Source organism: Polynucleobacter necessarius, from assembly GCF_900095205.1.
Lineage (GTDB): Bacteria > Pseudomonadota > Gammaproteobacteria > Burkholderiales > Burkholderiaceae > Polynucleobacter > Polynucleobacter necessarius_E.
Genome location: NZ_LT606951.1, coordinates 1,266,306 through 1,286,710, shown reverse-complemented (window position 1 = coordinate 1,286,710; position 20,405 = coordinate 1,266,306). Strand labels below are relative to the sequence as shown.

At 45.1% G+C, this 20,405-nt stretch carries 24 protein-coding genes, 1 other RNA gene and 5 pseudogenes; 28 read left to right on the top strand and 2 right to left on the bottom strand.

The genetic code is table 11. The annotated features are described in order from the left end of the window. Positions 1-419: 419 nt before the first annotated feature. From DXE37_RS07065 to DXE37_RS07025, 8 genes and pseudogenes are all read left to right on the top strand, one after another. Entirely contained in the window at positions 420-638 is a 219-nt protein-coding gene (locus DXE37_RS07065) for a CapA family protein (RefSeq protein ID WP_231971225.1), read from the top strand. Continuing rightward, a pseudogene (locus DXE37_RS14360) lies at positions 610-1,257 on the top strand (CapA family protein). The gene DXE37_RS07065 and the pseudogene DXE37_RS14360 overlap by 29 nt, the downstream one beginning before the upstream one ends. 323 nt (positions 1,258-1,580) lie before the next feature. Further along, positions 1,581-1,892 carry a hypothetical protein gene (locus DXE37_RS07045; RefSeq protein WP_231971224.1) on the top strand — a complete coding sequence of 104 codons (312 nt, stop codon included), beginning with the start codon at positions 1,581-1,583 and terminating at the stop codon, positions 1,890-1,892. A 33-nt stretch (positions 1,893-1,925) separates the two neighbouring features. Then, positions 1,926-2,096: a hypothetical protein gene (locus tag DXE37_RS10835; protein WP_162786217.1), complete on the top strand. Its 171-nt coding sequence runs from the start codon at positions 1,926-1,928 to the stop codon at positions 2,094-2,096. 78 nt (positions 2,097-2,174) lie between these two features. After that, complete coding sequence (locus DXE37_RS07040) at positions 2,175-2,684, top strand: hypothetical protein (protein ID WP_114637014.1); 510 nt, start codon at positions 2,175-2,177, stop codon at positions 2,682-2,684. Between the two features lie 114 nt (positions 2,685-2,798). Continuing rightward, the gene (locus DXE37_RS07035) at positions 2,799-3,320 is read left to right on the top strand and encodes a spermidine synthase (RefSeq protein WP_114637013.1); all 522 of its coding nucleotides are present in this window, start codon (positions 2,799-2,801) and stop codon (positions 3,318-3,320) included. A 299-nt stretch (positions 3,321-3,619) separates the two neighbouring features. Then, positions 3,620-3,973, top strand: coding sequence for a hypothetical protein (locus tag DXE37_RS07030; RefSeq protein ID WP_114637012.1), 354 nt, complete (start codon positions 3,620-3,622; stop codon positions 3,971-3,973). A 457-nt stretch (positions 3,974-4,430) separates the two neighbouring features. Further along, positions 4,431-4,838 carry a surface-adhesin E family protein gene (locus DXE37_RS07025; protein ID WP_231971223.1) on the top strand — a complete coding sequence of 136 codons (408 nt, stop codon included), beginning with the start codon at positions 4,431-4,433 and terminating at the stop codon, positions 4,836-4,838. A gap of 114 nt (positions 4,839-4,952) precedes the next feature. Here the strand turns inward: DXE37_RS07025 and ffs are convergent. Continuing rightward, positions 4,953-5,051, bottom strand: an RNA gene (ffs, locus tag DXE37_RS07020) — signal recognition particle sRNA small type. A 32-nt stretch (positions 5,052-5,083) separates the two neighbouring features. Here ffs and dnaX point away from each other — a divergent pair. From dnaX to DXE37_RS06950, 19 genes and pseudogenes are all read left to right on the top strand, one after another. Then, the gene (gene dnaX, locus DXE37_RS07015) at positions 5,084-6,814 is read left to right on the top strand and encodes a DNA polymerase III subunit gamma/tau (RefSeq protein WP_114637564.1); all 1,731 of its coding nucleotides are present in this window, start codon (positions 5,084-5,086) and stop codon (positions 6,812-6,814) included. A gap of 67 nt (positions 6,815-6,881) precedes the next feature. Then, complete coding sequence (locus DXE37_RS07010; RefSeq protein ID WP_114637010.1) at positions 6,882-7,205, top strand: YbaB/EbfC family nucleoid-associated protein; 324 nt, start codon at positions 6,882-6,884, stop codon at positions 7,203-7,205. A gap of 30 nt (positions 7,206-7,235) precedes the next feature. After that, positions 7,236-7,850, top strand: a complete 615-nt coding sequence (gene recR / locus DXE37_RS07005; protein WP_114637009.1) for a recombination mediator RecR — start codon at positions 7,236-7,238, stop codon at positions 7,848-7,850. A gap of 1 nt (position 7,851) precedes the next feature. Next, positions 7,852-8,067, top strand: coding sequence for a TA system antitoxin ParD family protein (locus DXE37_RS07000; RefSeq protein WP_114637008.1), 216 nt, complete (start codon positions 7,852-7,854; stop codon positions 8,065-8,067). A gap of 243 nt (positions 8,068-8,310) precedes the next feature. Continuing rightward, a complete protein-coding gene (locus DXE37_RS11555; protein ID WP_197713142.1) occupies positions 8,311-8,544 on the top strand; it encodes a hypothetical protein in 234 nt (77 codons plus the stop codon). 6 nt (positions 8,545-8,550) lie between these two features. Beyond that, complete coding sequence (locus DXE37_RS06995) at positions 8,551-9,111, top strand: hypothetical protein (RefSeq protein WP_197713141.1); 561 nt, start codon at positions 8,551-8,553, stop codon at positions 9,109-9,111. A 13-nt stretch (positions 9,112-9,124) separates the two neighbouring features. Next, on the top strand, positions 9,125-9,328 hold the full coding sequence (locus tag DXE37_RS11550) for a TolC family protein (RefSeq protein WP_197713140.1): 204 nt from the start codon (positions 9,125-9,127) through the stop codon (positions 9,326-9,328). Between the two features lie 7 nt (positions 9,329-9,335). Beyond that, positions 9,336-9,491: a hypothetical protein gene (locus tag DXE37_RS11545; protein WP_197713139.1), complete on the top strand. Its 156-nt coding sequence runs from the start codon at positions 9,336-9,338 to the stop codon at positions 9,489-9,491. Between the two features lie 9 nt (positions 9,492-9,500). Further along, positions 9,501-9,704: a hypothetical protein gene (locus DXE37_RS11540; protein WP_197713138.1), complete on the top strand. Its 204-nt coding sequence runs from the start codon at positions 9,501-9,503 to the stop codon at positions 9,702-9,704. Beyond that, on the top strand, positions 9,689-10,774 hold the full coding sequence (locus DXE37_RS06985) for an efflux RND transporter periplasmic adaptor subunit (RefSeq protein ID WP_231971221.1): 1,086 nt from the start codon (positions 9,689-9,691) through the stop codon (positions 10,772-10,774). The genes DXE37_RS11540 and DXE37_RS06985 overlap by 16 nt, the downstream gene beginning before the upstream one ends. Further along, entirely contained in the window at positions 10,775-11,164 is a 390-nt protein-coding gene (locus tag DXE37_RS13555; RefSeq protein ID WP_269460305.1) for an efflux RND transporter permease subunit, read from the top strand. It abuts the gene before it with no gap. Positions 11,165-11,192: 28 nt separating this feature from the next. Next, a complete protein-coding gene (locus DXE37_RS13550; protein ID WP_269460304.1) occupies positions 11,193-12,464 on the top strand; it encodes an efflux RND transporter permease subunit in 1,272 nt (423 codons plus the stop codon). Then, positions 12,352-13,854 (top strand): annotated as a pseudogene (locus DXE37_RS13545) (efflux RND transporter permease subunit); the annotation flags it as partial. The gene DXE37_RS13550 and the pseudogene DXE37_RS13545, both read left to right, overlap by 113 nt. Before the next feature lie 31 nt (positions 13,855-13,885). Continuing rightward, positions 13,886-14,674 (top strand): 5'/3'-nucleotidase SurE, encoded by a 789-nt coding sequence (gene surE / locus DXE37_RS06975; RefSeq protein ID WP_114637007.1) that lies wholly within the window; start codon positions 13,886-13,888, stop codon positions 14,672-14,674. A gap of 29 nt (positions 14,675-14,703) precedes the next feature. Beyond that, positions 14,704-15,331, top strand: a pseudogene (locus DXE37_RS06970) (protein-L-isoaspartate(D-aspartate) O-methyltransferase); the annotation flags it as partial. Between the two features lie 34 nt (positions 15,332-15,365). Then, a complete protein-coding gene (locus DXE37_RS06965; RefSeq protein ID WP_114637006.1) occupies positions 15,366-16,124 on the top strand; it encodes a peptidoglycan DD-metalloendopeptidase family protein in 759 nt (252 codons plus the stop codon). Positions 16,125-16,177: 53 nt separating this feature from the next. Continuing rightward, positions 16,178-16,728, top strand: a pseudogene (locus DXE37_RS06960) (3'-5' exonuclease); the annotation flags it as partial. Continuing rightward, positions 16,721-18,159, top strand: a pseudogene (gene rlmD, locus DXE37_RS06955) (23S rRNA (uracil(1939)-C(5))-methyltransferase RlmD). The pseudogenes DXE37_RS06960 and rlmD, both read left to right, overlap by 8 nt. Positions 18,160-18,478: 319 nt before the next feature. After that, positions 18,479-18,832: a hypothetical protein gene (locus DXE37_RS06950; RefSeq protein ID WP_114637005.1), complete on the top strand. Its 354-nt coding sequence runs from the start codon at positions 18,479-18,481 to the stop codon at positions 18,830-18,832. 160 nt (positions 18,833-18,992) lie between these two features. Here the strand turns inward: DXE37_RS06950 and DXE37_RS06945 are convergent, their stop codons facing one another. Next, positions 18,993-19,694: a Bax inhibitor-1 family protein gene (locus DXE37_RS06945; RefSeq protein ID WP_114637004.1), complete on the bottom strand. Its 702-nt coding sequence runs from the start codon at positions 19,692-19,694 to the stop codon at positions 18,993-18,995. 277 nt (positions 19,695-19,971) lie between these two features. Here DXE37_RS06945 and ndk point away from each other — a divergent pair, with 277 nt between their 5' ends. Beyond that, complete coding sequence (ndk, locus tag DXE37_RS06940) at positions 19,972-20,397, top strand: nucleoside-diphosphate kinase (protein ID WP_114637003.1); 426 nt, start codon at positions 19,972-19,974, stop codon at positions 20,395-20,397. Positions 20,398-20,405: the final 8 nt, after the last annotated feature.

The window sequence follows — 20,405 nt, the reverse complement described above, 5'->3', positions numbered from 1 at the left end:
TGCCGAGCAGCTTTTGTCGTGCAGATTATTTGTGAGACGGATGTTAGAAATACTCAAGGCTAACTATTTGTTCAGTTCACAAATGATACTTATAGTTTCTCAAAAGTCGACTTGCCGAGTGGATTTAGATTAGCAGGGCAGTATTTGCCTGATATTAATAAATTGAAACTCTATGTCTACAATTTTTCAAAAGAGCGATATGTGCTCATGAATGCTCAAGAATACGAAGTTAGCCCTAAGACGTGCACACAAAGTTTTGGTAAGCACTGGTTTTATGGTGGGGCTTATGAGCGAGAGCTGTTTTTCCAGTGCCGCTTAGATTGCAATTAAGGATGCCACATTTGCTAAAGCGGTTGGCTTTATGGACAGCTCTGACAATACTAAGCCTGAATGCAATAGCTAAAACCACAAATATCAAAATGATATTTGTGGGCGACATCGTGCTTAATGACTTACCAGGTAAACATATTAAGGCAGATAATGATCCATTTAAAAGCTTTATTCCAGTATTTCGGCAGGCGGATTTAGTGGTTGGTAATTTGGAGTGTGTAGTCGGGACAACTGGTAAGGCTGAAGACAAGCCATTTGTATTGAGGGCAAACCCAAGAAGTGTTGCCCATAATCAAAAAATACTTTAGCGCTGTTTCATTAGCTAACAACCATACTGGTGATTATGGTTCACAGGCCATCGCTAACATGATCGATCTATTAGACGTGGCAAAGATCAAGTACTTCGGTGCTGGTAAAGAGATCCGCTCTGCTCATGAGCCTATTATTTTTTGAGAGCAATGGTAAGCGCATTGCTGTTGTAGGGTTTGACATCTTCTTGCCGAGAAGTTTTGAGGCGTTGGACGACCGACCCCGGGTACTGCATGGGGCGAAAAAGACTACATCGCTGCTGATATTAAAAGAGCTAAAGGTATTTATCGGGCTGACGTAGTGATTGCATATCCGCATTGGGGATGGGAGGGCGACAAAATAGCCTCTTCAAATCAAGTCCAGTTAGCGCGCTTCATGATCGATAGTGGGGCAGATGCAGTAGTTGGTGGTCATCCTCATGTAACGCAAAATATTGAGAGTTATCGAGGCAAGCCTATCTTTTATAGTCTGGGCAATTTTGTATTTGATGGTTTTGATACGGTGGATACGATGACTGGATGGGCTCTTGAGATGTTAATTGACCAAGATGCCAAAATAACCTGGCAGATTTATGAAGCAAAGTTAGATAAAAACGGAATTCCTAAGATATGGGGGTAATTCATCCTCCAGTGATAATTACTAAAGATATTGAACATGAAATATAATTTGCGCCTGTTATTCCATTATGGTTTGACCATATTCTTGAGTGCATTTTTGTTATTTCAAGTTCAGCCATTAATTGGCAAGATGATCCTGCCCTGGTTTGGTGGCTCTGCTTCGGTCTGGACAATCTGTATGTTGTTCTTTCAGGCAGTTCTCTTATTTGGTTATGTCTATTCTCATTGGATAGTTAAAGCTTTAAGTCCATATAAGCAAAGCATGCTTCACATTTCATGGTTATGCATCAGTCTTTTTTTGCTGCCCATTACAGCTAGTCAGCATTGGAAGCCAGCCGGGAGCGAAATCCTACCCTGCAGATTCTGGGTTTGCTTTTGGTATCCATTGGTTTACCTTACTTTGTTCTCTCTACAACAGGACCCTTGATCCAAGCATGGTTTGTGCGTGAGAAGACGGGTGGCATTCCTTATCGTTTATTTGCGCTCTCTAATTTTGGCTCTATGCTGGCTTTACTAGCTTACCCGATCGCATTTGAGCCATTTTTACCTACGATGTGGCAATCCTATTGCTTGGTCGGTGCTGTATGGCTTCTTCGTCATGTCTTGCGGAATGCTGGCTTGGCGCAATCGCCATAGTCAGAGTTTAATAACAGAGCAAGAGCAGGGGGTGTGTCGCCTCCAAAAGCAAAGCAATTATTGATTTGGGCAATCTTGGCAGCTTGCCCATCTATTTTGATGGTGGCTGATACGAGTTTTCTAACAGAGAATATTGCCCCCCATACCCATGCTCTGGGTAGCGCCACTCGCGTTATATCTGCTGTCATTCATTATCCGTTTTGAAAGAGATGGCTGGTATCAACGCAAACTATTTTACCTTTACTCGTTCTCTCATTATTTGCATTGGCCTATTTACCCACCATGGGCCTCAATGATTTGCCGATATTTGTAGCAATGGGCATCAATCTCACTGCATTCTTTGTAGTGTGTATGGTGTGTCATGGTGAGTTGTCCGCGCAGCAGCCACATTCACAATACCTCACCACTTACTGTTTAATGCTTGCAGTTGGTGGAGTGGCAGGCGGCTTCTTTGTTGGAGTCATTGCACCGTATTGGTTTAATGAAAACTTTGAGTTATCTATTGGTATTTTGCTCACAGGCTTCATTTCTGCCGCAGTGGTTATTAGCACGACCCCATTTAAAAATACGTTTTGGAAGACGAGCACTATATTTAGCGTTACGGGTTTTTTAGTCTTGATCGGCGTAATTCGTATAGCGGATCACTATGCTGCTCTACATGGCTCAGAATTAAGTCTTCGTAATTTTTATGGAACGCTCAAGGTTTACCAGAGCGCTGACGGTGCTATAAGACGATGCAACATGGACAGATCAGCCATGGCAGGCAATACACCTCTCTTAATAGGCAATTAGAGCCCACTACGTATTACATAGAAGAAAGCTATTCTGATTAAAGAAGCATCTTCCAAATCAATTAAAGTAGGGGTAGTCGGTCTAGGCGTTGGAACCCTAGCTGGCTATGGAAGAGTGGGCGACACATTTAGGTTCTATGAAATCAATCCACAAGTGATCGACGTAGCTCAGCAAAAATTTACTTTTCTATCCAAAACCTCTGCGAACGTAGAAATTGTATTGGGTGATGCACGTTTGCAATTGGAGTATGAGCCGAATCAGAAATTTGATGTCTTGGTAATCGATGCTTTCTCGGGCGATTCAGCACCGATTCATTTACTTACTCAAGAGGCATTTACTCAGTACTTTCGACATCTTAAAAAAGATGGTGTCCTAGCACTACACATCACCAATCGCTTTTTGGACCTAAAGCCAGTAGTAAAGGCTGCTGCTGATCAACTTGGCGTAGAAGTTAGGATACTAAGTTACGTAGTCCCAGAAGCTGAAGAAGGCTTTAGATCGCATTGGGTATTGATGTCTAGCGGCAAGGACTATTTTCAGAATGCAAACTTAGCGAATGCCCAATTAATTAAAGCGCAAAAGAATTTCAAGCCATGGAAAGATGATTACAGTAGTTTGATATCCATCATGTATTAATCTATTTCTTTTGCTGGCGTATGAATAAGTTTGTGGGCCCACTAAATGCCAAGATGAACGCTATGCAAAACCGCATCTCTTAACTTGAAGAAGTGTTAAAAAATAAAAAAACTGAATTATTCAATTTCCGATGTACAAAGTATTAAGCGGTTAGTAAAGCCTTATACATACCAATTTTGGGTAATATCTTTTTTAATTTAATCCCTGCTTGCCATAAACTATATTTAGATTGCATCTCAATCCATAGCTGAGAATCATTTCCAAGAAAGGCTTCCGGAAAATCAAAAAAAGAGTTCAACATGACAAAACTTATATTGATTACTTGTTTGGTATTGTTAAGTGCATCTGTAGGGGCACAGGTACGACGAGCGCTTCCTTATGGTGTGGACGGATACTACACTGATGGTTCCGGTTGCATGACGCAAAGCGCACCAAGCAGTGATGGTAGCGATAGCTCCAATGGACAGAACACCCAATCCTCTTCTGATAGCGACGATGATGACGATGATGATGGCAGCCCTGATGGCTCAAATGGACAAGCTACTCAACCTTCGTCTGTTGGTGATTGCGTATATAACACCTATGGGTCAGGCGGCAATGTAATTCGGACCGCACCACGTGCTGCTGAAGCTTTGGGTACCTATAGACGCTAAGCGGATAAAATTTTTATCAAATTGCTTTTGAGGGTAATAGGCAATGAACTACACCCAATTCATCCCCAATCTCTATTCAATCCATTCTGATCCGTCTACGCTGAAACCTTCTCTTTATTAATGACTCAGGAGGGGATGGGCTTTGCGAGTATCTATTGAGTGTTGTCATAAGCAACTGCAGTTATTCAAGATCCAGTTAGACGCAAGAACTGTCCTGGTATTGATCATTATTTGGATCATTTGGGGAATTCTGCGGATTCTGAAGGTCTTCTAAAGCAAAGCTTCTTTTCAGTAGGGCTCTGATGGCCCTGAAAGCTAAAACTCCCCATTTGCTGAAGCTTTCCCTAAGGATTTACCTGAATGTAGATCCAGCCCTTACAAATTACAGTAATGTATTGGTAATGAGATGCAAAAATAGATGCATTACTTCCAATTTTCAATGTGGCGAGATGGCTTTATGAACAAGATTTTGGCTGGGTTACTTATTCTGATTTTTCAGTTAGTGGGTATGCAATCCGCATATGCCTTTTTGCAGGAGGTTCCTGGTTATGTAGGCAATGGCTCTTTGTTCGTAGAGACTGCTTCTATTGTCAGAAATGGAAACTCCGCAACCTTAATCTATGTAGAGAACTTTGAGCAGCCCCAAGCCTATGGCGCCATCACTTATCGATCCAAAGCTACTCAAATTCGTATCAATTGCACCGAAAAGAGAGTGTTTGCGCTTAAAGAAGATTTTTATTCTCTTAGAAGTATGCGTGGGGATTTATTAGGATCGTTTCCGTTAAATGATGAATTTGGTTCAACTCCAGAGGAAGGAAGTTGGAATTTCAATCTCGTCAATATTGGCTGTAACTTTGCCCTGTAGTGGAATTGTCAAAAGGATTGAGTGGTAGGCGAAGTAGTGATGTGACACACCTTACTGACACAAATCTCTGCTGGCAAAATAAATACCAAACCAAACAAAGACTTATAAAGAAGGGTGGATGAGCTAAACCCCCGGCACTGGCAGAAATTGGGTTTGGCTGCTTCGTTCCCGACCTGACCAGATTATCCAACCCACCATGCGGGGAGGCCCATCCAATTCCATTTTAGCTTGTTAGAATGGATGACATGACAGCTTTGGCATTAGCCCGTTCGTGGCGCCCTAAAACATTCTCCGAATTAGTCGGCCAAGACCATGTGGTCAAGGCATTAACCCATGCTTTGGATCAAGGTCGTTTGCACCATGCTTGGCTCTTTACAGGTACCCGTGGGGTAGGTAAGACGACGATTGCCCGCATTATGGCAAAAGCCCTCAATTGCACCGGAACTGATGGTTCTGGCAAGATGACTTCAGAGCCTTGTGGCAAATGTCCTGCCTGTGTGGAAATCGATGCCGGACGCTTTGTGGACTACATCGAGATGGATGCGGCGAGTAATCGTGGAGTAGACGATATTGCCGCCCTCCTAGAAAAAGCAGCTTACGCACCGAGTAATGGCCGTTATAAGGTCTACATGATTGACGAGGTGCACATGCTCACCAATCATGCGTTTAATGCCATGCTCAAAACGCTGGAAGAGCCTCCAGAGCACGTCAAATTTATTCTGGCTACAACGGAGCCACAAAAGATTCCGATCACCATTTTGTCGCGTTGCTTGCAGTTCAATCTCAAGCAAATGCCAGTACCGCTTATTGTTGAGCACTTAGAAAAAGTACTCGCCGCAGAAAAAGTACTCGCCGCAGAAAAAGTCGAATACGAAGTTAATGCTTTACGCGTTTTAGCTAAAGCAGCCCAAGGATCGATGCGCGATGCTTTATCGCTGACAGATCAGGCAATTGCTTATGCTGCTGGCAAGGTCACAGAAGATTCAGTGCGCGGCATGCTCGGCACCTTGGATGATGCGTATCTCATTCGGATTCTGGATTGCCTGATTGCTAAAGATGGCGCAAGCCTCTTGGCCGTTGCTAATGAAATGGGTGAGCGCAGTATGTCTTTCTCATTAGCATTGCAAGACCTCTCCAGCTTGCTACAAAAGATTGCAGCGGCCCAAGTCGTGCCAGAGTCCGTTTTAGAGGATTGGCCAGAAGCAGGGGAGATTCATCGCTTGGCAGGACAACTCACTAAAGAAGAAGCGCAACTTTTTTATCAAATCACTATTACCAGCCGTCCAGATTTATCGCTTGCACCAGATGAGCAAACTGGCTTTGCTATGACACTCTTGCGCATGTTGGCCTTTCGTCCAGGTCTAGGTATTGTTGGTGGCAGTGATGGAGGCGGTGGAGGTGGTTCTGCACCCGCACCTTCAGCGCCACCCGTCAATACTGCACGTCTAGCAGCGCCTGCATCTGTGGCCGTAAGAGCCTCTGCGCCGGCTGCTAAATCTGTACCAGCAACACCAGCAGCGCCGCCAGCGGTAGCCTCTTCTCAGTCTGTTGTTCCTGCAGCCTCCGCGCCTGCCTCTGCAGGTAATTCTGCGCAGCGTCCTGATTGGCATGCATTGATGCGTCAGTTGCCAGTTAAGGGGTTAGTGCAACAGTTGGCGTTTCAGACAGAATTACAAGATTGGAATGATTCGGTTACTGGTGTGCGTGCAACCGTGGTGACACCAATGCCGCAGTTAGCTTCTGAAGTATCTGTGGCGCGTTTGGCTGACGCACTTACTGCTCACTTCGGTAAGCCAGTCAAAGTCTTAATCGAAAAGGGTCAAGTAGAAGGTAAGACGGTTGCTAAGGTCGATGCGCAGATTCATCAAGAGAAGAGAATGAACGCAGAGCAAATGATTGCGGCTGATCCGTTTATTCAGCAATTAGAAAAAGAGTTTGGCGCCAAAGTGGTCGGTGGTTCAGTGAAACCGCTGTAACGTGGTGACTCTCAAACAGCCCATTTAATAAAATTGATTAATTCATAAGTACTAAGGAAATAAAGCGATGATGAAAGGTGGACTTGCTGGCCTCATGAAACAGGCTCAGCAGATGCAAGAGAAGATGAAAGTGGCGCAGGAGCAATTGACTGCGTTAGAGGTGACTGGTCAAGCAGCTGGTGGCTTAGTCAAAGTTACTATCTCTGGCAAATACGAACTCAAGCGCGTACAGATTGATCCAGGTGCCATGGACGATCGTGAGATGTTGGAAGATTTGATTGTGACTGCCTATGCCGAAGCATTTAAACACGTAGAGACTGCCAGTGCGCAATTGATGTCGGGCGCGACTGCTGGCATGCCAATGCCTCCAGGCTTTAAGTTGCCTTTCTAATTGAAGTTCTTTACTTTTTAGTTCATTTAAATGGCACGCATAGAAGCACCTCAAGACGCGCTCGGTCGATTGATCGAGGCCTTGCGCGTGCTACCTGGAGTAGGCCCTAAGTCTGCTCAGCGCATGGCCTTCTATTTATTGCAACACGATCGCAATGGTGCAGCAGTGCTTGCGCAATCATTAGGTGAAGCAGTAGAAACAGTAGGGCACTGCACACGTTGCAATACGTTTTCTGAAACGCAGATTTGCAGCACATGCTCGGACGGTCGTCGTGATCCTTCTTTGCTCTGCATTGTAGAAACACCGGCTGACCAAGTGATGGTGGAGCAGACTTTAAGTTTCAAGGGCAATTACTTTGTGTTAATGGGTCGTCTCTCGCCACTGGATGGCATGGGCCCCAATGAAATTGGTTTTGATCGCTTGCTCAATCGTATTGAGACTCCTGATACTGGTGTGCCCATTCGGGAAGTAGTGCTAGCTACCAATTTCACTAGTGAAGGTGAGGCTACCGCTCATTACATTGGTGAAGTGCTAAAAGCCAAAGGCATCAAGGTTACTCGGATTGCAAGAGGCATTCCGGTGGGCGGCGAGCTAGAGTATGTTGATGCTGGGACTTTGGCTAGAGCCTTAATGGATCGACGCTGAAATGCCCAGTCTTGTTAAGCTCTCAAAGGCTCTCGTTAAGAGTGCGCAACTTGCCTCAGTGGAAACAAATAGAACTCTCTCTGAGCAAATCGAGTATTGGGCTCGTTTAGGTAAGGCCTCGGAAGAAAACCCAGATCTCACTGTGCTTTTTCTTCAGGATATTTTGGCTAGCCAAGCAGACCTAGCCCTTAATAATTTAAGTAAATTTCGTTTCTGACGACCTTAATCTATAAGCTTTAACTTTGAGGTGAATTGTTTTGGGGGTACATATGTAGCCTCGTCTATACGCAATCCTCCGCAGATCTGTCATTTACGCGACATAAAAGCTAGGTAAATTGCTCCTTTTTGGGGATAATTCGGTCTGCACCACCCTTGGGCTTCAATCTCAAGCTGTGTTTGCCCAGTTTTCCTATCGGCGTGTTGCTTTTGCTTTGCATCGGCATCCCATCAGAAATTGTGAATGACCCGCAAGATTTATCTACTCCTCCTGTTAAGCATTGTTTGCACATTTTTCGGAGCAACTGCGTTCGCGCAGAAGGCGGGGTCAGGCTCTGACCAAATCGCTAGTTTTGCCGAAGCTATTAATGGTTTGCCAACCGAGGGTGAGATTCTGGGTTTGCCGGTCAATATCCACGGTCAAACTACTTATATCAATCAGAGATATAACAACTTCACCTCTAGCTATTCCGATTAGAATAGCATGTCGTCTTTGAAGTCGATGAGCTACACCTGGTCGGGCACATTATTTTTTGGTGCACGCATAGCGCCGGATACCGATATTTATTTCAACCCAGAAGTGATTTCTGGTGTGCCATTTTCTGGCTTGACTGGTCTAGGTGATTTTTCCAACGGTGAAGCAACTAAAGCCAATGGTGCGCAAGCGAAGTTTTATTCTGCTCGTGCATTCTTACGTCAGACCTTTAATCAAGAAGGTGATAAAGTCGTACTCGAAAATGAGGCTAATCAAATCACACAATCCGTGAGCAGCAATCGCGTAATGGTGACTGCTGGTCAATTTTCTACTTTAGATATTTTTGACGATAGTCGTTACGCAAAAGATCCTCGTATTCAGTTCATGAACTGGGGCAATATGACCTACTTGGCCTACGACTATGCAGCCGATGCGCGTGGCTACAGCACTGGCTTAGCGGGCGAATGGTATCTCGATAACTGGGTTTTACGAGCATCACGCATGCTAGCCCCCAAGAACCCAAACGGTCGAGACTTGAATTGGTGCGCTGTTTTACCAGTTCGAACTTGATCTGATTATTCCTTTGTACTTCTTCACTAAAGAAAAGTATGGGGTAGAACAAGCCCAACGCAACCAAGCGGCAGCAGAAGCGGGGAACATTTCAAATCGCCAGCAAATTGTGTTGGCTGTGAATACTGCCTATGCAGCGTTTGAGCAAGCCAAGAATCAAACCCAGTTTCTGAAAAAGAGCGTCAGGTACCACAGGCAGATGCTGTCTATAAGGTAAGGTAGGTTTGACTCAGTGCTCAAATAATGGCCAAGGCTTTAATGATTTATTGACTGCGCAAACGCAATTGCGTAACTTAGAGATTGCTCTCGCCCAAGCTGAGAGTAATTTGCCGCAGGCGCAAGCAGTATTAATGGTTTCAGCGGGCAAAGAACCCTTTTAAGGAGCAGTTTTGATCAACAAAATTCTTTCGTTTCTGAAGAGCCTCACTGAAAAGGCAAAGCCGATTTTGCATAAAGGTGTGCATCATGGTGCCCATCATGCCAAAGTTGCTGCTGTTGGTTTAGCTGGCTTGTATTGGAATTTATCACCAGAAAATCGTTACCGCGTGCGTCTCGCCGCATTTGCATTTGCTATTTTGTGTCGCTCGGTATAGTGGTGGGGCGCGTGACCAATGTAAATCGTAACGTGAAGATTGAAGCTTCCGATAAAGCGTTAAAAGTAGAGTCGACTGGTGTGCTCGAATTAAAGTTACCAGGCGTAAAACTCAATCCTGAGATTTATGTATTTCAGACAGCCGAAAAAAGTGCAAGCACCTGTCAATATCAAAATACCAGGACGTTGGCCTTCAATGCAGAAAAATCTAAAGTACTTTCAGCTCGTGCGCCTGGACGGGTAGAGCGTATTTACGCCTTCGATGGTGCTCAAGTTGAGATAGGTTCGCCGATAGTAGAACTTTATAGCCCTGAGTTTCTCTCTGCACAACAAGAGTATTTGCTCTCATCTAAGACTGCTCAAGTTCTGGAGTCCAGTAAAACGATGAGTGATTTATTGGGCGATGCTCGAATCACTCAACAAGCAGCAGCCAACCGCATGAGAAATTTGGGTGCTAGTGATGGTGATATTAAGAGTATTGAATCTACTGGTAAAACTACCAGCAATTTGATTATGCGATCTCCCTTAAAGGGGGTTGTGGTCAAACGCAATGTGGAGCCAGGCTCTGCAGTCAATGCTGGTGACGTCATTACGACTTTAGCTGATCCCAAACATCTTTGGTTCTTGGGTAATGTATTTGAACAAGATTTTCGGATGATTAAACAGGGTCAAAAAATGATTCTGACTCTAGAGGCTTATCCCGATAAAGAGTTTGTTGCCTACGCTAACTACATTGCACCGATGATTGATCCGCAGACTCGCGCTTTGTTGATTCGTGCTGATGTGGAGAATATGGATGATCTGTTGCGCCCAGATATGTACGCCTCTGGTTTACTGACGACAGGCACAGCAGATGCCGTAGTTGTGCCGCAATCAGCGATTATGCGTGTTCGTGAGAATCGTTACGCCATTATTAAGGTTGGCCCAGAAACGTATCGTCGTGTACCGGTCAAAGGTTACGACCTTAATGGTAAGAGTTTTGCGATTACCGAAGGTGTAGAGCAGGGTTGGCAAATCTTGGCCGAAGGCTCGGTGTTGTTAAACGATCGCTTTGCCAAGCAGGAGGACTAAGTGAGCGTTTTCACCTCCTTTATTCGAGGGGTAATCGAGAAGCGCGTATTAGTGATTTTTGCTTCGATTGTGTTGCTCGGGCTTGGCATGCTCAGTTTGAGTAAATTACCTATTCAGCCATACCCAGGTGTTGCTCCATTAACCATTCAAGCGATTTCACAATGGCCCGGTAGAAGTACAACGGAGGTTGAGCAGCAGGTCACCATTCCAGTAGAGAATGCTTTGGCTGGTATTCCAGGATTGCAGGCATTCCGCTCAGTGTCTTTAGTTGGTTTATCGGTTGTTACTCTGAAATTTAATGACACGGCTGATCCGTTTAAAGCACGTCAAGTTTTCATTAGTAATTTATCGAATATGAGCTTTCCTCCTGGAGTCACACCCAAGCATTAGCCCAGACTCTGATGCTACTGGCGAGATCATGCGTTATGAGGTGCGTTCAGACTACGCAAACTCCACCTTATTAAAGACTTTGCAAAACTATGAGATTTACAAAGAGCTTAAGCAAACCCCAGGCGTAGCAGACGTATCTTCTTTTGGTGGCAAGGTTCGTCAATATCAAGTAATTGTCAGCCCAGAAAGCTTGCAAGCTAAAGGCGTATCGGTTAATCAACTGATTTTGGCTTTAACCAATGCCAACAGCAATACCGGTGGCGGCTTGCTGCCTAGTGGTGAGCAACAGTTTGTGGTGCGTGGCGTTGGCTTGCTCAAGAATATCGATGATATTAAGCAGGTGGTGATCACCATTAATAATGGCGTTCCCATTCGGAGCGGTGATGTCGCCAGAGTTGAGATTGGTAATGCTCCTCGCCTAGGGATGTTCCAGTTCAATGACAATCCAGATTCTGTAGAGGGTATTGTCTACTTGCGGCGTGGTGAGAACGCGACCGAAGTGTTAGCCCGAGTTCGCAATACAATTGAAAACATCAACAAACATGTCTTGCCACCTGGTATTGAAGTTAAGCCATTCTATGATCGTCAAGTACCGTTAGATATCACTATTGGTACTGTGAAGCACACCTTGTTCTTCGGTATCTCTTTGGTTTTAGCGGTGCTGTTCTTTTTCTTAGGAAAAATTCGTGCGACTGCCGTGGTAGCTGCAGTCATTCCATTGGCGCTCTGTGTTTCATTTATTCAGATGCATTTGTGGAGCGTGCCGGCCAACTTGATTTCCTTGGGCGCGATTGACTTCGGTGTGATTGTGGATTCAGCAGTGATTTTGACTGAGAATGTCATGCGTCACTTGGAAGAGGGTGGTAAGCGTCTTAATCAAAACATCATCATGGCTACCAGTGAAGTGCAACGCGCTATGATCTATTCCACAGGCATCATTATTGTGGCCTATTCACCATTGTTCTTTATGGGTGGCGTAGAAGGCATCATCTTTAAGCCAATGGCATTTACGATAGGCTTTGCTTTGATCGCTGCAATGGTCTTGAGTCTCACTTTCTTGCCGGCGATGATTTCATTAGTGTTTGGCGAGAACTTGCACCACACGCCACCTTCATTTATTACCAATGATTTTGGATGGCTACAAGCCTTTGCTCAGAGGTTGGATGGATCGTCCACTTACTGTTTTCTCAGTTGCGGTATTTGTGCTCGGATTAACTCTGTTGAGTATGACCCGTTTGGGCACCGCCTTCTTGCCAATCTTAGAAGAAAACAATATTTGGTTGCGGGTGACGCTACCTAATACGGTGGATTTAGATTATTCAGTTAAGGTTGCTAATCAGTTACGCGAAACTTTTATGGCTCAACCAGAGATTAAAAAAGTTGCTGAACAGATTGGTCGCCCTGATGATGGTACTGACTCCACTGGAGTCTTTAACCAAGAATATGGCCTTTATCTGAAGAGTCCAGACAAGATGCCTAGTGACTCTTCGAAGAAGGATCTCATTGCCCACTTAGAGGCTGAGCTCAATAAGATTCCTGGTATTGCCTACAGCTTCTCCCAATACATTTAAGATAACGTCAATGAGGCCTTATTGGGCGTGAAGGGCGAGAACTCCGTCAAGATTTACGGGGCCGACCTTGATGTTCTGGATCAAAAAGCCCATGAAGTGATTGATCAACTCAAGCAGGTGAGAGGCGTTGCTGATGAGGGCATTCTGAAAGAGCTTGGTCAACCAACACTCAATATTCAGATTGATCGTGAAAAATCAGCGCGTTACGGCATTAACGTCAACGATATTCAAACCGTGGTTGCTAATGCTATTGGCGGTGCAGCTGTTACGAATTTGCTCGAAGATGAAAAAACCTTTGGCATTGCCATTCGTTTAAATGAAGGTAGTCGCAATGATGTAGCAGACATTGGCCATTTATTGGTTGATGCTCCCGATGGCACCAAAATACCTTTATCCATGGTTGCTACAGTGCGCTTAACGGATGGTCCTTTTTTTATCTATCGTGAAGCAGGTAAACGATATATTGCGATTAAATTCAGTGTCCGTAATCGCGACTTAGGTAGCGTCGTAGAGGATGCACAGTTCTTGGTAGAAAAGAATGTTACCTTGCCACCTAACTATTCGATTAGCCGGGATGGTCAGTTCAATCAAATGAAGCAAGCACAGAAGAAGCTAATGTTGATTGTGCCGCTAGCCTTGATGGGGATCTTCCTCTTGCTCGTGAGTGCGTTTGGCAACTTCCGTGATGCGTTCATTGTGATGATTAATGTGCCATTTGCTGCTATTGGTGGCGTAATTGCCTTGCACTTGGCAGGGGAAACATTAAGTATCTCAGCCTTCTTTGGCTTCTTATCGCTCTTTGGTATTGCGATTCAGGATGGCGTGATTTTGATTTCCTTTATTAATAAGACGGCTGCTACCGAGCACGGACAAATGAAAGACATCATGGTCGAAGGCGCCTCCTTGCGTGTACGTCCAGTGCTGATGACTGCAGCGCTTTCTGGTTTAGGTCTCTTGCCTGCAGCTTTATCTCACTCGATTAGTTCAGAGGCGCAACGTCTTTTGGCCCTCGTGATCGTGGGCGGTATGGTGACGACTACTGTTTTGACTCTCTTAGTGCTACCAGTGATTTATGGTTGGTTTAGAGGTCGTGCTTTAACCCCTGCAAGCAATATTTAATCGATAGTTCAAAAGAGAGAATTGATACGCCATGAGTGATCGTCAACCCCATATCTTGGTATCGAATGACGATGGCTATTTGGCCCCTGGCTTATTGGCTTTGGTTGAAGCGGTACGTCCTTTAGGTCGTATTACGGTGATTGCGCCAGAGCAAAATCACAGCGGGGCCTCGAATTCACTCACACTATCTAGACCACTGTCGATTCATCGAGTGGCAGGTGGCGAGCGTGATGGTTTCTTTTTTATCAATGGCACGCCAACTGATTGTGTGCACGTTGCCATGACAGGTTTTTTAGATGAGAAGCCTGATCTAGTGATTTCTGGTATCAATCAAGGCGAGAACATGGGTGAAGATACTCTGTACTCCGGTACTGTTGCCGCTGCGGTAGAAGGTGTGATGTTTGGTGTTCCTGGCATTGCATTTTCACAAATCGATCGCGGCTGGAATCGTATTGAAGATGCCGCTAAAGCAGCGCATGATGTCGTGGCACAAATGTTAGTTTCTGCCTTGGCGCGTACTGAAGGTACCGCGACATTGCTGAATGTCAATATTCCCAATCGTCCTTATGCAGATCTTTACCGCTGGCGCGTGACGCGCTTAGGCAATCGTCATCACTCTCACCCAGTGGTAGTACAAGACAGCCCACGTGGCGAGAAGATTTACTGGATTGGCACTGCGGGTGATGTCAAAGAAGGTTCAGAAGGCACAGACTTTCATGCGATTGCAGAAGGGTGTATTTCGATTACCCCAATGCAATTAGATTTAACGCACCATGCTCGTTTGGCAGCCATGCGTGCCAACGATTGGGATCGCGGTTGAAAGCGCCCACAGAACGTTTCACAGCCTATCGGCAAGCATTAGCAGCAAAAGTACATGCTGGAGGTGTGAAGCACGGCAAAACCTTAGAGGCAATTGCTACTGTTCCTCGCCATGCATTTATGGATGCAGGTTTGCATGCCCAGGCTTATGAAGACACGGCATTGCCCAATTGGACATGAACAAACGATTTTTAAGCCATCTGTAGTGGCGCGCATGATCGAATTACTCCATAAACCTAAACACAAGCTCGGTAAGGTTTTGGAGATTGGTACTGGCTGTGGTTATCAAGCAGCAGTGCTGAGCCTGTTGGCAGAAGAGGTCTACTCAATTGAGCGGATTCGTCCATTGCATGACATGGCTAGAGCCAAGTTGCGTCCTTTTCGGATTAATAACCTGCGTTTGATTTATGGTGATGGCATCTTGGGGTTACCTCAAGCTGCCCCATTTGATGGAATCATCTTGGCCGCAGCTGGTTTGGGTATTCCGCGGATGCCCTGCTAGATCAATTGGCGATAGGTGGGCGCTTAGTTGCCTCCAGTTGCCAAAAATGACAAAGAGCAACAGCTCGTTATGGTTGAAAGAATGAGCTCTCAGCGCTACCAAAGGACAGTGCTGGACGGGGTCTTTTTTGTCCCCTTACAATCAGGGGTAGTATGAACTTTATGAATACCCCTATTCAGAACCTAATTTGATGCCACACACTTTAGCTAAACGTTTCTTGATTGCACTTCTCTCCGCATCTTTGATGTTGCTGGTGGGGTGCTCTACACCGCGTACTAAACCAGCTGGCGTAACTAATCGTACAGCTAGTGTTGTAAAGCCAACACCTGCTGGTTACTATCGGGTGAAAAAGGGGGATACCTTAGCGCGTATCGCCTTAGATAATGGTCAAGCGCCCCGAGACGTAGTGCAGTGGAATAAAGCATCAAATCCGAGCTTCAATCCGAATGTTATTGAAGTCGGCGACTTAATTTTGATTAAGCCTCCAGCAAGAAGTAAACCTGCCAAAGTGGCTGAGAAGACACCTAGTGATAAGCCTGTTACACCATCAGCAACAACCCCTGAGCCAGCCAAGACTGAGGTTGTGGCAGAGCCAGGTATTCGTTTGTCCTGGCCTGCTAAAGGCAAGGTCACTGGTGAATTTAGCGAAAGTAATAAAGGTATCGATATTGCAGGCAAAGTAGGCGAGCCCGTTCTGGCAGCTTCTGATGGCAAAGTCGTTTATGCCGGTAATAGTTTGCGTGGTTATGGCAATCTCGTGATCGTTAAACATGACAATACTTACCTCACTGCATATGCTCACAACAGCAAGCTGTTAGTCAAAGAGGGTGATGCCGTACGCAAAGGGCAGAGAATTGCTGAGATGGGTGATACAGATACCACTTCACCTAAGTTACATTTTGAACTTCGTGTCAACGGTAAACCAGTCAATCCAACGCCATACTTGTAATAGTGTTGTTGTAAGCACGTATGGCTACTGTTCTCGTATTTGATATTGAAACCATTCCGGACTTCTTCGATTTGGTTGAAAAATATACGCCACAACTAGTTTCCTGGAACGGCAGTGGCTTTGATTTGCCAGTGTTGCACTATCGCGCTCTAGCAAATCATGTGCAAGCTCCACGCTATTGGGAAATGGGCGAGAGCCAAGATTCTGATAGCCGTGAATTTAAGTGGAATAACTACATCAGTCGATATCACATGCGTCATCTGGATGTGATGGATCTTCTAGCAAAATTTAATGGACGAGCAATGCTCCATTAGATGGCTTAGCCAAGTTCTGTGGCTTTCCTGGCAAGATGGGGATGGATGGTAGCCAAGTATGGCCCTCGTATCTTGATGGCAAGATTAATGACATTCGTCGTTACTGCGAAACCGATGTGGTGAACACCTATCTGATGTATTGCCGCTTTCAATTACTACGCGGTGGTTTTTCTCTTGAAGAGTATCAAGAAGAAATTGAATTTGTTAAAGCGTATTTAGAAAAAGAAGCTAAAGAGCCTAACGGCGCGCAGTGGCAAGAATATCTTCAAGGTTTTGCACCAGATGCGTAGAGGGGATAAGCCAGTCAATATTGAAGTGGCTGAGCCAATTAAAGTTGAAGCCTTGGATCTAGATGCGCAAGGCATCGCTCGCTTAACCCCCAACGCAGAAGAAGTAGAGCAAAGCCAAAGCGGTAAAGTGATCTTCATCAAAGGTGCACTTCCCACAGAGACAGTCACCTACACCATCACTAGTGATAAAGCCCGTTTTAGTAAAGCCAAAGTACGCGAGATATTGAAGCTCGCTGTGTTTAGAGCGGAGCCAAAATGCAAAGCTTTTGGAGTTTGTGGCGGTTGCACCATGCAGCACTTAGACATTCGGGCTCAAGTGGCCATGAAGCAGCGTGTTTTAGAGGACGACTTGCAGCATATCGTCAAAGTAACGCCAGAAGAAATTTTGCGACCCATGGGCGGTCCAACCTGGGGGGAATATCAACACCGTGCGCGTTTAAGTGCCGTCAATCGCTCTATTAAAAAAGGTACCGTATTAATTGGATTTCATGAAGGCAAGAGCGGTTATGTGGCGGACATGCTCGCCTGCGAAAGCTTGCCAAAGCATGTGTCTGATTTACTTCCACAGATGCGTAAATTGGTGATGGGCTTATCTATCGTTGATCGTATGCCGCAAATTGAAATTGCCGTTGGTGAGCCAGAGGATGCTCAGTCAGATGATCCTCAAAAACGAAGCCAGTCACTGCTTTGGTATTTCGTAATCTCCAGCCTTTAACCAAAGAAGACGAGAAGCTCTTACGCGATTTTGCAGATCAACATCAAGTGTGGATTTGGCTTCAACCCAAGGGTATTGAAACAGTAGCGCCTTTTTATCCCGAGACAGGCAAGCTTTGCTATCGCTTGCCCGAATTTGAAATCGAGATGCTATTTAAACCAGCTGATTTCACGCAGGTGAATCACATGATGAATCGAGCTTTAGTGAGTAGGGCGATTCGCTTGCTAGAAGTGCATGCAACTGATCGTGTGCTCGATTTATTTTGTGGCATTGGTAACTTCACATTACCCCTGGCCCGCAAAGCAAAACAAGTTCTGGGTATCGAGGGTTTAGAAAGTCTTACAACAAGGGCAAAAGCAAATGCCATTCACAATGGCTTGGTTGATAAAGCGAGCTTTATGCAAAGCGACTTGTTTGAGGTAATCACAGAGACAATCGCATCTTGGGGAAAGGCAGAGCGCTGGTTGATGGATCCACCACGTGAAGGTGCGATGGAGATTTGTAAAGCCCTTGCGCAATTGTATTTACAGCAAAGCAGCTTGCTCCCACAGCGTATTGTGTATGTCTCCTGTAACCCCAAAACATTGGCCCGAGATGTCGAAATCCTATGCCATCAGGCGGGCTACACATTGAGCAGTGCAGGGATCATCAGTATGTTCCCGCATACCTCTCATGTCGAATCCATGGCGGTATTTGATCGCCTGGCCACTCCTTAAGCCTCTGATTTAGCTTCCTTTTTTAGATTTACGCCCTTAATTTGGGCATTTAGCCTATTTACGGTGCAATTCTCCTAAATTTATGTCTTATAGAAGAGTAGATTGGAATCGTGCAGTGATGTATTGCTGTTAACGATGTCAGGATCACTGGAGAGCATCATGAGAGCCTCAGATAGTTTTGCGATCTTATTGGTATTGATGGCACTGTCTTATGCAATAAGCATGTTTGTCGCGAATTAACCAAATAAGTCGCTAGTACTAGCTCGGTTGTATGATAAAAACGGTTGTAAGTTTTTTAATTTCACACAAAGGTATTTTTATGAAATCAATTATTGGGCTGGCGCTTGCTCTAGGGATGTGTACCTTCGTAAATGCCCAAGGCATTCCTACGTTGGCAAAAGTCTATGCTGGCAATACCGCTGAAACTTTGATTAATGCCTCCAAGAAAAATCCCAAGACACAAACTCAAAATGTGCCGGCTACCTTAACGATCACCAAGCAAGATGGTCCTCATGTTGAATTTACTTATCAAAACCCTCAGTACAAAGCTTACGAAATCAGCACTATCTCGTCTGATGGAAAGAAATTGCAAATAGCCTATAAGGGTGGAGCGGGCATCTATGAAATTAGCGGAAATAGGTTGGCAGGTTGCGGTTCCGGGGCGAGTGAATGAAGGGCCATTTGGTCAATGGATCAATACCTATTACGTTTGGTGTGATGATCTAACGGCTAAGTAATGTAAAAGACGGCTAATAAAAAAGGCGCCCGCAGGCGCCTTCTGAGAACATCCCACTCGAGTTTCAGAGTGCTGTGGAATGCATTAACCTCTGAAGTTAATTTCTGTTTCCACCAACAATACCCAATAGTGCGAGTAGGTTAGTGAATACGTTGTACACATCTAAGTAGATAGCCAGAGTAGCCATGATGTAGTTGGTCTCACCGCCATTGATCACGCGCTGTACATCCACCAGGATGAAAGCGGAGAAGATGGCAATTGCCAAAACCATGACAGTTAACATCAAAGCAGGCAACTGCAACCAGATGTTTGCCAGTGAGGCAACAATCAAGAGTAGCACACCAACCATCAACCATTTACCCATACCAGCAAAATCGCTCTTGCTGACAGTAGCAATGGTAGCCATGATTGCAAAGATTGCTGCTGTGCCACCAAAGGACAACATGATGAGCGTGGCGCCATTGCTATAGCTATTCAGCGTGAAACCCACTAAGCGAGACATCATGATGCCCATGAAGAAGGTAAAGCCTAGGAGTAGCAGAACACCAACCCCAGAGTCTTTATTCTTTTCGATGGCCCAGAAGAAACCAAAGGCTACTGCCATAAAAACCATAAAGCCAATAAATGGGCTACCGGCGAACAGGTTTAGACCCATGGCAACTCCTAGCCAGGCTCCAATGACTGTTGGAACCATCGATAGAGCTAATAGGGCATAAGTGTTGCGTAGCACGCGGTTGCGTACCTGGACATTGCTAATTGAGCCAGTTTGGCCAAAGCCGTAAGAGTTCAGATCACCCATATATTGACTCCTTCTTTTTCATAGTTATTACAAGAGCCCATGAAGAGCTGTTGCCATTAAGTATAGACAAAATGCTCAAATTTCAAGCCCCCCCCTGAAAAGACCTACAAATTGAGGGCTTATTCCCTGTAAATTCAATGGCTTAGCCCTACTTATATAGGGGTAAATACGGTCAAGCAATGTATAATTCGGGGGTCGTTGAGTTAGGCTGGGGCGGTTTGCCCTGATTTAGAGTTTAAGCCAACAAATACCTTTGAAATCACTATTGGAGTCTTGCATGACAATTGAACGCACCCTTTCTATTATCAAACCTGATGCTGTCGCAAAAAACGTGATCGGCAAAATCTATGACCGTTTTGAATCTGCTGGTTTGAAAATCGTTGCTTCCAGAATGACGCATTTGTCACAGAATGAAGCTGAGCAGTTTTATGGCGTTCACAAAGATCGTCCTTTCTTCAAAGACTTAGTGAGCTTCATGATTTCTGGTCCTGTCATGATTCAGGTTTTAGAAGGCGAAGGCGCTATTGCTAAGAATCGTGATTTGATGGGCGCTACTGATCCTAAGAAGGCAGACAAAGGCACTATCCGTGCTGACTTTGCTGACAGCATTGATGCAAATGCTGTACACGGTTCTGATGCTCCTGAAACAGCTGCTGTGGAAGTTGCTTTCTTCTTCCCTGGCATGAATGCTTTCAATCGTTAATCAGTACC

What these genes read in the sequence shown, in the direction of transcription:
- DXE37_RS07065 (WP_231971225.1), top strand. Translation starts at nt 420, where the DNA reads ATGATATTTGTGGGCGACATCGTGCTTAATGACTTACCAGGTAAACAT.
- DXE37_RS07040 (WP_114637014.1), top strand. Translation starts at nt 2,175, where the DNA reads ATGGGCCTCAATGATTTGCCGATATTTGTAGCAATGGGCATCAATCTC.
- DXE37_RS07030 (WP_114637012.1), top strand. Translation starts at nt 3,620, where the DNA reads ATGACAAAACTTATATTGATTACTTGTTTGGTATTGTTAAGTGCATCT.
- DXE37_RS07025 (WP_231971223.1), top strand. Translation starts at nt 4,431, where the DNA reads ATGAACAAGATTTTGGCTGGGTTACTTATTCTGATTTTTCAGTTAGTG.
- dnaX (WP_114637564.1), top strand. Translation starts at nt 5,084, where the DNA reads ATGACAGCTTTGGCATTAGCCCGTTCGTGGCGCCCTAAAACATTCTCC.
- DXE37_RS07010 (WP_114637010.1), top strand. Translation starts at nt 6,882, where the DNA reads ATGATGAAAGGTGGACTTGCTGGCCTCATGAAACAGGCTCAGCAGATG.
- recR (WP_114637009.1), top strand. Translation starts at nt 7,236, where the DNA reads ATGGCACGCATAGAAGCACCTCAAGACGCGCTCGGTCGATTGATCGAG.
- DXE37_RS07000 (WP_114637008.1), top strand. Translation starts at nt 7,852, where the DNA reads ATGCCCAGTCTTGTTAAGCTCTCAAAGGCTCTCGTTAAGAGTGCGCAA.
- DXE37_RS11555 (WP_197713142.1), top strand. Translation starts at nt 8,311, where the DNA reads ATGACCCGCAAGATTTATCTACTCCTCCTGTTAAGCATTGTTTGCACA.
- DXE37_RS06995 (WP_197713141.1), top strand. Translation starts at nt 8,551, where the DNA reads ATGTCGTCTTTGAAGTCGATGAGCTACACCTGGTCGGGCACATTATTT.
- DXE37_RS13550 (WP_269460304.1), top strand. Translation starts at nt 11,193, where the DNA reads ATGCGTTATGAGGTGCGTTCAGACTACGCAAACTCCACCTTATTAAAG.
- surE (WP_114637007.1), top strand. Translation starts at nt 13,886, where the DNA reads ATGAGTGATCGTCAACCCCATATCTTGGTATCGAATGACGATGGCTAT.
- DXE37_RS06965 (WP_114637006.1), top strand. Translation starts at nt 15,366, where the DNA reads ATGCCACACACTTTAGCTAAACGTTTCTTGATTGCACTTCTCTCCGCA.
- DXE37_RS06950 (WP_114637005.1), top strand. Translation starts at nt 18,479, where the DNA reads ATGAAATCAATTATTGGGCTGGCGCTTGCTCTAGGGATGTGTACCTTC.
- DXE37_RS06945 (WP_114637004.1), bottom strand. Translation starts at nt 19,694, where the DNA reads ATGGGTGATCTGAACTCTTACGGCTTTGGCCAAACTGGCTCAATTAGC.
- ndk (WP_114637003.1), top strand. Translation starts at nt 19,972, where the DNA reads ATGACAATTGAACGCACCCTTTCTATTATCAAACCTGATGCTGTCGCA.